Below are 13001 nucleotides of genomic sequence, written 5' to 3' on the forward strand. Positions count from 1 at the left end.
TTGTTCGGGGCAGCGGAAGGAAGTGAGTCATGGAAAATTTGGACGTCGTCGTGCTGCGCACGCTGCAGGGCTGGCGGGCCGCAGGGCGCCGTGCGCTGCTGGCCACGGTGGTGCGCACGTGGGGCTCGTCGCCCCGGCCCGTGGGCTCGATCATGGCGCTGTGCGAAGACGGCGCGGTGGTGGGGTCGGTGTCGGGCGGGTGCATTGAAGACGATTTGATCGACCGCCACACCCGCGCCTATGCACAGGCGGGCGCGGCGGCAGACGGTTCAGACCACCGCATCCCCAGCGGCCCGCCATCGTTCGTCAAATACGGCGTCAGCGCCGACGAGGCCCACCGCTTTGGCCTGCCCTGCGGGGGCACGCTGGAGCTGCTGCTGGAGTACGACCCCGATCCCGCACTGCTGGCGGACCTCATTGCCCAGCTGGCCGCCGGGCGCCTGGTGCAGCGCACCGTGCGCTTGTCTGACGGGGCCGTGACCCTGGCGCCCACTCAGGCGCCCGAGGATCTCAAGGTGGATGCACAGCAGCTCACCAACACCTTCGGCCCTGAGTACCGCATGCTGCTCATCGGCGCAGGGCAGCTCACCGAGTACCTGGCCACCATGGCCTTGTTCAACGGCTTTGCCGTGACTGTGTGCGACCCGCGCGAGGAGTACCGGGGCAGCTGGAGCGTGCCCGGCGCTACGGTGGTGAGCGACATGCCCGACGATGTGGTGCTGGCCTTCAAGCCCGACCGCCGCACCTGCGTGGTGGCCCTCACGCACGACCCCAAGCTGGACGACCTGGCGCTGCTGGAGGCGCTGAACACCGAGGCGTTCTACGTGGGCGGCATCGGCTCGCGCCGCAACAACGAGGCGCGGCGGGACCGCATGATCGAGCACTTTGACCAGACCGAAGCCAGCCTGCAGCGCCTGCGCGGGCCCATTGGCATCTACATCGGCAGCAAGACACCACCCGAAATTGCGGTGAGTGTGATGGCCGAGATTTTGGCCGTGAAGAACGGCGTAACCTTGCCGCGCGACATGGAAGTGGCCCAGGCCAAGAACGACCGGGAGCTGGCCCACAACGACCCCAGCGCCCTGGTGTGCGGCGTGCGGTAGCTCGGTTCGTCCCGGAGGTCAGTGCTGCACCGGCGGCACCTCCGCCTGCAGCTGCCGCCGTACATGCCTGAGCAGCCCTTCGCAGGCGTCTTCCACCAGGTCCAGCACCTCTTCAAAACCCTGGCTGCCGCCGTAGTAAGGGTCGGGCACCACCGGGCTGTCGAACTGCAGGCAGAACTCCGTCATGCGCCGCAGCTTGTGCGCGTGTGCGGGGGGGCACAGGTCCTGCGCCAGGGCCAGGTTGTCCCAGTCCATGGCCAGGATCAGGTCGTAACGCGCAAAGTCCGCGTCCGCGATCTGTCGGGCCCGCAAGTCCGACAGGTCATAGCCGCGCTGCGCCGCGTGGCGCTGGGTGCGGGTGTCGGGCGGCTCGCCGGGGTGGTAGTTGTGTGTGCCGGCCGAGTCCACCACCACGCTGTGGGCCAGGCCGCTGTGGGTGATCTTGTGGCGGAACACGCCGTGGGCTGTGGGGCTGCGGCAGATGTTGCCCATGCACACGAAAAGAATCGCGTAACGAGACATAGTGGTCGCCTGCGTTCAGGCCCCGATCACCACCGGGCCGCCCTTGGCAATGCCGCGCTGGTAGGCCGGGCGGGCATGCATGCGCTCCAGGTAGGCCTGCAGGCGCGGGCAGCGGCTTGCGTCGTTGGCGCGGGACATCAGTGCCTCAACCGCAAAGCTCATCTGAAAGTCCGCCATGGTCAGGTGCTCCCCGGCAAACCAGCGGTGGGTGCCCAGGTGCTCTTCAATGAACGCCAGCGCTGTGTCCACGTTGGGGTCGATGAGCTTTTGCTGCACCGTGCCGCACAGCGCGCGCGCAATGGGCTTCACGAAGAACGGCATGGGCTGGGTGGGGATGGTCTTGAACACCAGCTTCATCACCAGCCAGTTCATCAGCGAGCCCTCGGCATAGTGCATCCAGAATCGGCACTGGCGGTATTCGGCAGTGCGTGGCGCGGGCTGCAGGTGGGCCAGGTCGCCCCGGGCCTGCTCGCCGTAGGTTTCAACCAGGTACTCGATGATGGCGCCCGACTCGGCAATCACCTCATCGCCATCCGTGATGACTGGCGACTTGCCCAGGGGGTGAATGGCCTTGAGCGCAGGCGGGGCCAGCTTGGTGGCTTTGTCGCGCGCGTAGACCTTGAGCTCGTAGGGCACGCCGAGCTCTTCCAGCAGCCAGAGTATGCGCTGTGAGCGCGAGGTTTCGAGGTGGTGCAGGGTGATCATGGGCGCCATCTTATGCCGGCCCCAGGGACCCTGTCCTTCATGGTAGGTGCCGGGGCAGGGCGCCCGTCCGCAGGCAGGCTTCGCTTAGGCCTTGGGCCGGTATACCAACGGGGGCTATATCCCGTGCGCCTTCACTCAGTGCTGGGGCTTAGAGCTGCAGCAGGAATGTCCGCAGCAGGCGCCAGTGCTCAAGGGACGGCTCGGCGGCCGACTGGGCCGTCGTGTTTTCCAGCTGGCGTGCGCGCACGCTCTGGGCCGGATGGCCCAAGGTGAGCAGCACCGTGGCCAGGCTGTGTGCCAGGCGCCGCAGCGCGGGCCAGTCTTGTGCGGTACAGGCGGCGTCGCCTTGGCGCACGTCAGCCGCAAACTGCTGCAGGCAACTGGCACGGTAGGCCTTGAACAGAAATTCGTCGCCGGCAAAGTGTGTGGCAATGGCCTGCGCCTCGTCGTCAGACGCCGTATCGGGGGCCGTGGCCGCCGCAGCCGGTACGCAGGCTGGGGTCGCTGATGTCAGAGCCAGCGCATCGGTCACGCAGGCCTCCAGCGCTGCCACCGATGCGGGCTTGGACACCATGCGCCACACCTTCATGGCTTGCAGTTGCTCGCGCACGGGCGGCGTCAGGCCCGCGCTGAACACCGCCACCGGGATGCTGCGTCCCTGCACAGGCTCCTGCAGCAGTCGTTGAACCAAGTCAATGCCTGACTCGCCCGGCAGCATGAGGTCCGTGATGATGAGTTCCACACGCCCGGCATGCAGCGCACGCATGGCGTCAGGCACGTTGGTGCAGGTCACCAGCTCGATGGGCAGCTCTTCCAGCGCCATCTGCACAAAGCGCGCGATGGAGCTGTCGTCCTCCACCAGCAGGACCTTGGGCGTGCTCATGCGGGCACCTGGGCCTGAGGTATGCACGCGGCCAGCGCGCCGGGAAGCTCTGCCACCAGCCGGGGCTTGTGAATGACCTTCACGCCCTGCAAGGCAAAGGCGTAAGGCTCGCGCTGCTGCTCGTCGAGCGAGGTGACCACGATGAGGTGGCTGCGCGCAAACTGGGGGTGCGAGCGCAGCGTGGTGATCAAGGTGGCGCCATCGATGCCTGGCAGCAGGATGTCAACGATCAGCACCTCGGGCTGCGTCTGCCCGTACAGCGCCAGGCCGGTAATGCCATCGTTGGCCACATGCAGCTGCGCCCCTGGAAAGTGCTGCTGCACGATGAGACCAACCAGGTTCTGGAAATGGACCGAGTCTTCGATCAGCAGGATTTGCGGCGCACGCCCTTTGGCGGGACCGGCCGGCGCCTTGGGAGGGCGGCTGGCCCCCGGCGAGCCAGCCGTTGGTAACTGCGTGGCGCCGCCAGCGCCATGGGCGGCCATCCAGTGCTCTACCGACGCGCGCGAGATGCGGCGGTGTCCCCCCGGGGTCTTCCAGGCCTCCAGCTCGTTGCGGTCCACCATCAGCTGCACAGACCGCACGGCCATGCCGAGCATCTTGGCGACTTCGAGCGTGGTGTAGTGGTCTGCCATGGTGCGTTCCGCGAGAGGGTTGTCAGATTGCATAGATCCCGCATTTTCCTCTAATTTTCATTTGGCGATAATTTGCATTTGATAAAAATGATTGATATGATTCGCTCAATCGCAAAAAATCGCCCCACTGTGGTTTTTTGTGTCCTCCTGCTGTTTCTCATGCCCCACGAGGGCTACCGCCATGAAAAAAATCCTCATCGTCGAAGACCATATCGATATCCGAAAACTGCTCAAGATGACGCTGGAATTTGATGATTTTGAGATCCACGAAGCGGCAACGGGCGATGCGGGTTGGGTGCTGGCCAGCGAGCTCCACCCCGATATCGTGCTGCTCGACGTCATGATGCCGGGCACGCTGACCGGCCTGGACGTGTGCCGACGCATCAAGTCCGATCCCGGTATGCGTCACACCAAGGTGATCATGTTGACGGCCCGGGTCCAGTCCGGCGACAAGGAGGCGGGCCTCGCAGCGGGCGCTGACGACTACCTGATGAAGCCTTTCAGCACGCTGCAGGTGCTGGAGACCATCTACCGCATGGAGGCGGCGCAGTGACCTCCGTGTTGTCATCGGAGCCGGCGCTCCTGCCACCCATCGACGCGCGCTGCTTTGACGAGGCTGCCGCGGCGCAGATGGAGCGGTTTGTGCGCGACTTCGGACGCATGTACCGCGAGCGCAACGAAGCCCTGCGCGAGGTCACCCGAGCGCACCATGCGGCGCTGCTGCACCTGTCGGCAGCGGCCGACCTCAAGGACGACGACACCGGCGTGCACATCGTGCGCATTGGCTACCTGGCCGAAGCGCTGGCCCTTGCCCTGGGGCAGACCGCAGGCTATGCGCGAATGCTGCGCAAGGCCGCACCCATGCACGACATCGGCAAGATCGGCACCCCGGACAGCGTGCTCAAGAAGCCCGGCAAGCTCACGCCCGAAGAACGCCAGACCATGAACTGCCACGCAGCCATGGGTGCAGAGATTCTGGGGCGCTCGCACATTCCCGTGTTTCGCATGGCGGCCGACGTGGCGCTCACGCACCACGAGCGCTATGACGGCCAGGGCTACCCTGCCGGCCTGTCGGGAGAGGCGATTCCGCTGTCGGGCCGCATCACCGCCGTGGTGGATTTTTTTGACGCACTGACCATGGACCGGGTGTACCGCCCCGCGTTTTCGGTGCATGTGGCGCTGGAGATGCTGGCAGCCGAGCGCGGCCGTGCTTTTGATCCGGTGATCGTGGACACGTTTTTGGCGCATGCCGAGACCATCGATGCGCTGCGGTGCAAGATCACGCAGGAATGCCCGTCGTTCGATGCATTGATCGACGCCCCCTGACCCCTTTTGCTGCCCCTGACCGGGAGGCTGACGCAGAAGCCCCAGCCTTTGTTGACCTTAGGATTCTCAATGATGATGACCATGAAGTGGCTGAAACAGTGGGCGCTGACCGCAACGGGCCTGACCCTGGCCGCGAGTGCCGCCACTGCCCTCGGAGGGCCGGTGGCCGACCGTGTGCAGAGCCAGTCGGTGCTGCGTGTGTGCGTCTGGCCGGACTACTATGGTGTGACCTACCGCCACCCGCGCACGCAGCAGCTCGGGGGCATCGATATTGATCTGTCCGTCGAGCTGGCGCGCGATCTCAAGGCCAGGGTGGAGTACGTGGACTCATCCTTTCCCACCCTCATTGACGACCTGAATCAGGACCGGTGCGATGTGGCCATGTTCGCCATTGGCATGTTGCCCCAGCGCATGGACAAACTCGCCTTCAGCCAGCCCTACATGCGCAGCGACATTTACGGCATCACCACCAAAACCAATACGGTCATCAGGCAGTGGGCCGACATCGACAAGCTGGGGGTACTGGTGGGTGTGCAGGCGGGCACGTTTATGGAGCCCATCATGGCCCAGCGGCTCAAGCAGGCCACGTTGGTGCGCATCCAGCTGCCTGCCACGCGCGAGCGCGAACTGACGGCGGGGCGCATCGATGTGTTCATGACCGACTACCCCTACAGTCGGCGCTTGATGGACAACGCCGACTGGGCCCGGCTCATCGAGTCGCCCGAGAAATTTTCAGAGCTGCCGTATGGCTATGCGGTCAAGCGCGGGGATGTTGCCTGGCTGGCCGCGGTGGATGCTTTTGTGACGCGGATCAAAGCCGACGGACGCCTGCAGCGCGCCGCCGCCCAGAATGGCCTGAGTGCCATCGTGGTGCGCTGATATGGCGGGTGCACCGGCGCTTCCACCGGTCTGGACCCGGCTGCGCGCGTGGGTGTTGCAGACCAGCCACCTGGTCCTGATTGCCGGAGGGCTGTCGGCGTTGGTGGCGCTGGTGGCGGTCAGTGCGTTGGCCGTGAACGACTTTCGTACGGTGCGCATCAGCCACCAGAACCATGCCGCCATGCTGGCCCGGGTGCTGGAAGACCAAGCCACGCGCACCATGCAGACGGCCGAGCTGGCGCTGGAGTCGTTGGCCACGTCGCCAGCCCTCACGGCAGTGGTCTCAGAACCCCGGCGCATGCAGGATGCCCTGGGCCAGGCGTTGGCAGCGCTGCCATTTCTGCGCGGCCTGGCGGTGGTGGATACCGGTGGTCGGGTGGTCGCCAGTACCCTGCCCGGCGACGTAGAGAGTTTTGTGGACCTGGCAAGGCTTGGCCCTCCGGTGGCGGTGGGGCGGGCGGTGCTGGGTGGCCTTACGCCGGGTCGCAGCCTGCAAAGTGTGCGCCTTGGGGGGGCAACGATGGCGGCCCCTGCGGGCGTGGCTTTCATTCCGGTGATGCATGGCTATAAGAATGAAGCCGGGCAGGTGATAGTGCTGGTGGCGCTGGTCAACCCCGATTCGCTGTCCAATTTTCAGCACCTGACGCTGGAGTCAGACATATTCGATTCGGTGGTCACTTCCTATGACGGGCAGGTGCTCGCCACTTCGGGTGCGGCCGCTTCGCTGGCGGGTAAGCAGGTGACCGGCATCCCGGTGTTCAGCAAGTTCCTGCCCCGGCAGGAGCACGCGACTTATCTGGGCGTGGGTCTGCTGGGCGAGCGGCAGATTGTCAGCTTTCGCGCCTCTGCGGCCACGCCGCTGGTGGTGGTGGTCGAGAGCTCGTACCAGGCGGCCGTGCAGCGCTGGCTGACGGATGCCCGTGCGCTGATTGGCATCGGGTTGGCAATGGTGGCCTTGGTGCTGGGCCTGACCTTTGCGGTATGGCGGGGCATGCGCACCCGCGAGCGGGCGCGACGGGCTATTGATGCAGCGCAGGCTCGTATTGCCCGCAATGAGCGGGATCTGTCGGTGCTGATGCGCAGCGTGCAAGAGCTGATTTTTCGCACGGATGTCCAGGGCGTGATCACCTATGTGAACGCCCATTGGACGGTCATGACCGGCACCTCGCCCGACCGTGCCATCGGCAAACGCCTGTATGACCTGGTGGAGCCACAAAGCCGCAGTGACGTGGCCCGGGCCATTGACTCCCGATCTCCCGATGGGGTGCGGGTGTGCCAGGTACTGTCCCGCTCGGCAGAGGGTAAGGAGATGATGTTCAAGGTGGCGGTGGTACCTCTGGTGGCTGCCGGGGGTGTGATCGGCTTTGCAGGCAGTGCGGTGGATGAAACCGAGCGCTGGATGGCCCAGCAGCAACTGCAGGCGCAGATTGCGTTTCAGGACCTGCTGCTGGAGACCAACCCGCTGCCCATCTCGGTCACCGACGCGCAGGACCGCTTTGTTCGCGTGAACAAGGCTTGGGAGGAATACAAAGGCCGTACACGCTCCGCCGTGCTGGGTAAGACCGTGGGTGAGTGTCTGCCGCCCGATGAAGTCAAGGTGCATGAGTCGGCCAACAAGCAGTTGTTGCGCTGGGGTGGGCGTGCCCTGGTTGAAACACCGGTACGCCATGGCGATGGGTCGCGCCGCGACACGCGCCTGGCTAAGGCCGCCATTGCCGATGAGCATGGCCAGGTCACCGGCGTGCTCACCATCCTGATGGATGTGAGCGAGTTCCGTGAGGCCGAGCGTGCCACCCAGGAGGCCCGCGACGCGGCCGAAGAGGCGTCCCGCGCCAAGTCGGAGTTTGTGGCCAACATGAGCCACGAGCTGCGTACGCCGCTGCAGTCCATTCTGGGCTTTGCCGAACTGGGCATGCTGCGCGGTCGCGCCCAGCCCAAGCTGGCGGGCATGTTTGAAGATGTCCATTCCGCAGGCCAGCGCATGCTCACGTTGGTGAACGACCTGCTGGAAGTCTCCAAGCTGGAGAGCACGGTGGGCACGTTCCATATGGAGCGCATTGACCTGCGCGGCGTGGTGCGCCCTGTGATCCGCGAGCTGGAGCCTTTGCTGGAGCGCAGCCACCTGATGATGGATTTGCGCATGCCCGATGCCCCGTTGGTGGCCAGGGCAGACCCGCTGCGCTTTCAGCAGGTGATCCGTAACGTGGTGGCCAACGCCATCAAGTTTTCGCCCCCCGGCAGCACCATCACTCTGGAGGGCTACGCGGATCCTCAGGGCCAGACCCACCTGGTGGTGCGCGATGAAGGCCCCGGCATTCCCCCATCAGAGCTGCACAGCATTTTTGAGGCCTTTGTGCAGTCGAGCAAGACCAAGGATGGCTCGGGCGGCACGGGCCTGGGCCTGGCCATTTGCCGCAAGATCGTCGAGGCCATGGGCGGGCGGATCTTCGCTGAGAACATTCCTGCCAGCGGCGCCGCGTTTCACATCATTCTGCCCGCCAGAGGGCAGGTCGAAACCATGCCCGCCCCGCTGCAATGAATCGGCACATCACCCACAAAAAAGCCCTCGGATGAGGGCTTTTTTGTAGATGCTGGCGGGACGCCGCAGCGCCCCGAGGGGCCGATCAGCCGCCCTTGCGCGAACGCTTGCCAGGGTTCTTCTTGCTGCGCGTGGCGACACCACGCTCCAGGCTCACGCGCTGGCCGCGGCCGGGGGTGTTCAGCGTCACGCCGGGCAGTGGCTTGGGTTGGGGGGTACGCTTGCGGTCTGCTTCGGTGACGATCTTGTTGCCCATGATTGGTCTCTGAGAAAGTGGAGAAAAGGGCCATATTAGGCCACAGGTGCATTGCGGGCCCCAAAACGGGTGGCACCACGCCCTGCAAGGAAAGGGGCTGAAGGTTCAGCCGGGCAGTGCCCATCGCGCCAGAACCTGCGGGGCAGCGCCGCCCTGATGGCGCAGGATGAGTGCCTCGCCCGAGCTGGTGCTGTCATGCGCCAGATCGGCCTGCACAAACATGTGGCTCACCCACACTTCAAACCGGCCGCCACGCGCAGAGGCTGCGGCCAGCGCCTCGCGCAGAGCGCGCAGATGGGCCGCTCCGGTCGTCTCCGGATAGCCTCGTGGCGAGCCCAGCGGCGCCCAGACCTGGGGTGTGCCAAAGGCCAGCGTGGCTGTGTCGATGCACCGGCACCACGGGCTGGACAACACCTTGGTCGGCTGTAATCGCCGCGCCTGAAACCATTCGCCAATGCGCTGTGCCTGGGCCCGGCCTTCGTCGTTCAGGTTGCGCTGGGTGCCGCAGTCGCCCAGGCGAAACCCCGGCGGGTCGAACGTGCCAGGGGCCAGTGCATGGCGGTACAACGCCACCACGCCACCCTGGCGCAGCAAGGCTTCTGCTCCCTCCTCCTGGGCGGCCCAGCTCTGCAAGGCCGCGACACCCAGGACGCCACCCACTGCGCCCGCCGCGCCCCTGCCTAGCAGAGTGCGCCGCGTGAGGCGTGCGCCGTCCGTGCTCGCAGGACCCTCGGCAGCGTCGATATCAGGCCGCAGGCTGGAAGGCATAGCCATTGCCCGATGCCCCCATGCGGCCAAACGCGGGGAACGGGAAGTGGAAGCCACCCAGCATGGCGTTGTTGGCGGTGATGCGTGCAAACACTTCGCGCCGTACCTTGCGGGCTGCCTCGGCATCCATGTCAAAGGTCACGGCCCAGTCGGGGTTGCGCGCGAACAGCGCGGGCACGTTGGTCAGGTCTGCCACATAGAAGAAGTTCTGGCCTGCCGACTTCAGCTCAAACAGCGTGTGGCCTGGCGTATGGCCATAGGCAGCCACCGACTGGATGCCCGGGGCAACCTCGTTGCCTGCTTCAAACCGCACCAGCGTGTCGGCCGGCATGGTCGCAAAGGTGCGGCGCGCGTTCTCGAAAGCTCCCTTCATTCCAGCGGGGGCTGCCGCCATGCGCACATCGTCCATCCAGAAGGCGTGTTCCGCCGCAGGCACCATCACCTTGGCCTTGGGGAAGGTCCATTCGCCCGCCTTGTTGCGCAGCCCGTTGATGTGGTCGCCGTGGAAGTGGCTGATGAGCACGGTGTCGATGTCCGAGGCCTGCATGCCAGCGGCACGCAGGCTTTCGAGTAGCTTGCCGGTGGTGGGGCCGCCAAACTCGCCCAGCCCGGTGTCGATAAGGATCTTGCGCGCCCCCGCCACCACCAGGAACGGGGTGTAGGGCACGTCGATGTAGTCGGTGGGCAGGTTCTGCGATGCGAGCAGCGCACGCACTTCGGCCAGCGGCGCGTTCTTCACAAACTCTTCGCCCAGGGGGCGGCGTGTGATGCCGTCGTTCAGTGCAATCACTTCCACATCGCCCACCTTCATCCGCCTGAAGCCCGGGCTGGGCAGGGTGGGCGTACCAAAGTTGGGGGCGTTCTGAGCCCAGACGGGCACGAATGAGCCCGCAGCGTAAACAGTGGTGGCCAGGCTCGCGCCCAAGAAGTGACGGCGTGACAGCATGAAACTCTCAAGTCTCAGGTTGAACTAATGAGTCGCAACTGTAACGTCAAGCCTCAGGAAAGCGTGTGTCGGCGCACTAACCTGTTTGCAACGTGGGGCTTTTTGTCGTTAATTGGGGATAAGGATGTCCTGCATCACTCCCTGCGGTCTGTGATAGCGCGGCCTCGGGCCATCCGCTGCGTTGCTTTTTTTGCCAATAGCTCGGCTATTGGCTGCAAAAAGACGCCTTGCGGCCTGTCCCGATCCGCACTATCACCGACTCGCGAGGGTGATGCAGGACATCCTTAACCCTTTGGTCTGGCTTGGGGAGACGGGTCGTGAAGAGGAAGCTCATTCCATCTCAGAGGCTTCGCGCAACGCGGTGCAGAAGTCGCTGCTGCCGCTGAGGGTCAGGGTCAGCGTGGTGCGTGGTGGCGCGGCACTGCCTGTGGTCGTGTGCAGGTGCCCGGTCGCTTCGTCAAAGGAGAAAGTCAGCGGGCTCTGTACTTCTTGCACGCCATGCAGGTCGTAGTGCCAGGCGCCGCCGTCTTCCAGCGGTGCGCAGGCACCAGGCCAATGTGCATGCGCCCAGGCCAGCACGGCGGCGATCTCACTCTGCAAAGCAGGCAGTTGTGCGGGCAGGACGCTGGCCATGGCATCCAGGGTGCCGTTGCCATCAGCGTCTTCGCTGTAGTCAAAGTCGAGGTAGTTCAGTTGCATGGTGAGAGCAGGTGGTGAATGCGTGGGGGGTTGCTGCGTGATGGCTCAAGCCCAGGTCCTGCCCAGCGCCTGTGCGGCTTCTCCCAGCCGGGGTACCAGTTGCAGCGCCCGCGTCAGTGGCATGCGGGCCGCAGGTGCCTGCAGTGCCACGGCGCTGCGCACTTGCCGCCGTCCGCCCGTCATCACGGGCACGGCCACACAGACGAGGCCGTCCACAAACTCCTCGGCATCGGTGGCATAGCCTTGTCGCAGGATCTGCTCCAGCTCGGACTCCAATGCGGCGCGGTCGGTCAGGGTGGTGGCGGTGTGGCGGGTGAGGGGCAGGCCGTGGAGGATGGCGGCCCGGCGTGCGGGCGACAGGTGGGCCAGAAACAGCTTGCCGCTGGCCGAGCAGTGGATGGGCACGCGGGTGCCTGGCCGCAGTTCCATGCGCAGCGGAAAGGCTGACTCCACCCGGTCCAGGTAGATCACTTCTGCGCCGCTCAACGCCGTGAGGTTGCAGCTTTCTCCAATGTCCGCCACCAGTTGCCGCAGCACAGCGTGGCGCACTCCATGCTGGGTGCCCGCGCTTAGCGTGCTTTCGGCCAGGCGCAGCAGGCGCGGCGCGGGGGTGTAGCGCCGCCCGTCGGGCTCGCGTGCCAGCAGGCCGCCTGATTCCAGCTGGCCCAGCATGCGGTGCACGCTGGGCTTGGGCCAGCCGGTGGCCTCGATGGCATCGCCCAGGCTGAAGGGCTGGCCGTGCGCGCACATCGTTTCCAGCAGTTCAAACAGGCGCAGGCTGGGCGGTGTGTTGGTCATAAATCTCGGAATTCGAGACGAATTCATAAAACATTTCGGGATTGTTCAGCATTGTGGCTAAGCTGCAAACCCAATTCACCGGGAGCTTCATGACCGCCTTTTTCCAGAACGTAGTGCTCACCGGCGCCTGTGGCGGGCTGGGCCAGGCGCTGGCGCGCGAGCTGATTGGCCAGGGCGCTGCCGTGGCACTGGTGGGCCTGAACCGGCCCGTGCTGGAGACCCTGGCCGCGCTGGCGCCAGAGCGCTGCGCCGTCTATGGGCCCGATGTGGCCGATACCACCGCCATGCAGGCCATGGCCGCCGACTGGATGGGCCGGCGGGGGACGCCGGACCTCGTCATCGCCAATGCGGGGGTGGCCGGTGGTTTTGACACTGCCCAGGCCGCCGACCTGGCGGTGATGCGGCGCATGCTGGAGATCAACCTGCTGGGCGCTGCCACCACCTTCCAGCCCTTTGTGGCAGCCCTGCGCGCGCAGCGGCGCGGCGCGCTGGTGGGTGTGGCCAGCATTGCGGGCTGGCGGGGCATGCCGGGCAACGGTGCGTACTGCGCCAGCAAGGGCGGGCTGATCCGTTACCTGGAGAGTCTGCGTGCCGAGCTGCGCAGCGATTCCATCGTGGTGAGCACGGTCAGCCCCGGCTATCTGCGCACCGCGCTCACCGCAGGCAACCGTTTTGCCATGCCTGGCCTGTTGGAGCCCGAGGACGCGGCGCGTGCCTTGCTGGACGCTGTGGCCCGGGGGCGCACCCACATCGTGCTACCCGCGCGCATCGGCTGGCTGGCGCGTCTGTTGAACCTGTTGCCTGACGCCCTGCACGACCGGCTGTTGCTGGGCCAGCCACGCAAGCCGCGCGTGGGCGAGGCGGGGGCCACCGCTATTCCGGGGTTGCCCGTGCGCGCCGACAAGAACATCGACACCTGAGAGAGAAAAAGCGAATGACGAC

The 13001-nt window shown here is 65.6% G+C and carries 15 protein-coding genes; 6 read left to right on the plus strand and 9 right to left on the minus strand.

Annotated features, from left to right (window positions below; translation table 11 throughout):
- Positions 1-29: 29 nt before the first annotated feature.
- Positions 30-1103: an XdhC family protein gene (locus tag C8C99_RS03045; RefSeq protein WP_056639423.1), complete on the plus strand. Its 1074-nt coding sequence runs from the start codon at positions 30-32 to the stop codon at positions 1101-1103.
- A gap of 18 nt (positions 1104-1121) precedes the next feature.
- Here the strand turns inward: C8C99_RS03045 and C8C99_RS03050 are convergent, their stop codons facing one another.
- The 4 genes from C8C99_RS03050 to C8C99_RS03065 all read right to left on the minus strand — a co-directional run bounded on the left by C8C99_RS03050 (position 1122) and on the right by C8C99_RS03065 (position 3881).
- Positions 1122-1625, minus strand: a complete 504-nt coding sequence (locus C8C99_RS03050; protein ID WP_108624917.1) for a low molecular weight protein-tyrosine-phosphatase — start codon at positions 1623-1625, stop codon at positions 1122-1124.
- 15 nt (positions 1626-1640) lie between these two features.
- Positions 1641-2330, minus strand: a complete 690-nt coding sequence (locus C8C99_RS03055; RefSeq protein WP_199226304.1) for a glutathione S-transferase family protein — start codon at positions 2328-2330, stop codon at positions 1641-1643.
- 148 nt (positions 2331-2478) lie between these two features.
- Positions 2479-3213 carry a response regulator gene (locus C8C99_RS03060; protein ID WP_108624919.1) on the minus strand — a complete coding sequence of 245 codons (735 nt, stop codon included), beginning with the start codon at positions 3211-3213 and terminating at the stop codon, positions 2479-2481.
- The gene (locus tag C8C99_RS03065; protein ID WP_199226306.1) at positions 3210-3881 is read right to left on the minus strand and encodes a response regulator; all 672 of its coding nucleotides are present in this window, start codon (positions 3879-3881) and stop codon (positions 3210-3212) included. Before C8C99_RS03065 ends, C8C99_RS03060 begins: the two co-directional genes overlap by 4 nt.
- Before the next feature lie 148 nt (positions 3882-4029).
- Between C8C99_RS03065 and C8C99_RS03070 the strand changes: the two genes are divergently transcribed.
- From C8C99_RS03070 to C8C99_RS03085, 4 genes are all read left to right on the plus strand, one after another.
- Complete coding sequence (locus C8C99_RS03070; protein ID WP_056639415.1) at positions 4030-4401, plus strand: response regulator transcription factor; 372 nt, start codon at positions 4030-4032, stop codon at positions 4399-4401.
- Between the two features lie 77 nt (positions 4402-4478).
- Positions 4479-5174, plus strand: coding sequence for an HD-GYP domain-containing protein (locus tag C8C99_RS03075; protein WP_233247298.1), 696 nt, complete (start codon positions 4479-4481; stop codon positions 5172-5174).
- Positions 5175-5255: 81 nt separating this feature from the next.
- On the plus strand, positions 5256-6053 hold the full coding sequence (locus tag C8C99_RS03080) for an ABC transporter substrate-binding protein (RefSeq protein ID WP_233247150.1): 798 nt from the start codon (positions 5256-5258) through the stop codon (positions 6051-6053).
- 1 nt (position 6054) lies between these two features.
- The gene (locus C8C99_RS03085) at positions 6055-8592 is read left to right on the plus strand and encodes a PAS domain S-box protein (protein WP_108624921.1); all 2538 of its coding nucleotides are present in this window, start codon (positions 6055-6057) and stop codon (positions 8590-8592) included.
- A gap of 85 nt (positions 8593-8677) precedes the next feature.
- Here C8C99_RS03085 and C8C99_RS24010 read toward each other — a convergent pair whose 3' ends face one another.
- The 5 genes from C8C99_RS24010 to C8C99_RS03105 form a co-directional block, all read right to left on the minus strand.
- On the minus strand, positions 8678-8848 hold the full coding sequence (locus C8C99_RS24010) for a hypothetical protein (protein WP_015015224.1): 171 nt from the start codon (positions 8846-8848) through the stop codon (positions 8678-8680).
- Between the two features lie 105 nt (positions 8849-8953).
- The gene (locus C8C99_RS03090; RefSeq protein WP_108624922.1) at positions 8954-9616 is read right to left on the minus strand and encodes a histidine phosphatase family protein; all 663 of its coding nucleotides are present in this window, start codon (positions 9614-9616) and stop codon (positions 8954-8956) included.
- Positions 9594-10562, minus strand: a complete 969-nt coding sequence (locus C8C99_RS03095) for an MBL fold metallo-hydrolase (RefSeq protein WP_108624923.1) — start codon at positions 10560-10562, stop codon at positions 9594-9596. Before C8C99_RS03095 ends, C8C99_RS03090 begins: the two co-directional genes overlap by 23 nt.
- 330 nt (positions 10563-10892) lie before the next feature.
- Entirely contained in the window at positions 10893-11261 is a 369-nt protein-coding gene (locus C8C99_RS03100; RefSeq protein WP_108624924.1) for a hypothetical protein, read from the minus strand.
- Between the two features lie 45 nt (positions 11262-11306).
- Complete coding sequence (locus C8C99_RS03105) at positions 11307-12059, minus strand: IclR family transcriptional regulator (RefSeq protein WP_108624925.1); 753 nt, start codon at positions 12057-12059, stop codon at positions 11307-11309.
- An 89-nt stretch (positions 12060-12148) separates the two neighbouring features.
- Here C8C99_RS03105 and C8C99_RS03110 point away from each other — a divergent pair, with 89 nt between their 5' ends.
- Positions 12149-12979: an SDR family oxidoreductase gene (locus tag C8C99_RS03110; protein ID WP_108627019.1), complete on the plus strand. Its 831-nt coding sequence runs from the start codon at positions 12149-12151 to the stop codon at positions 12977-12979.
- Positions 12980-13001: the final 22 nt, after the last annotated feature.

Origin of the sequence: Acidovorax sp. 107, assembly GCF_003058055.1 — a bacterium.
In the GTDB taxonomy this organism is placed as follows: Bacteria; Pseudomonadota; Gammaproteobacteria; order Burkholderiales; family Burkholderiaceae_C; genus Acidovorax.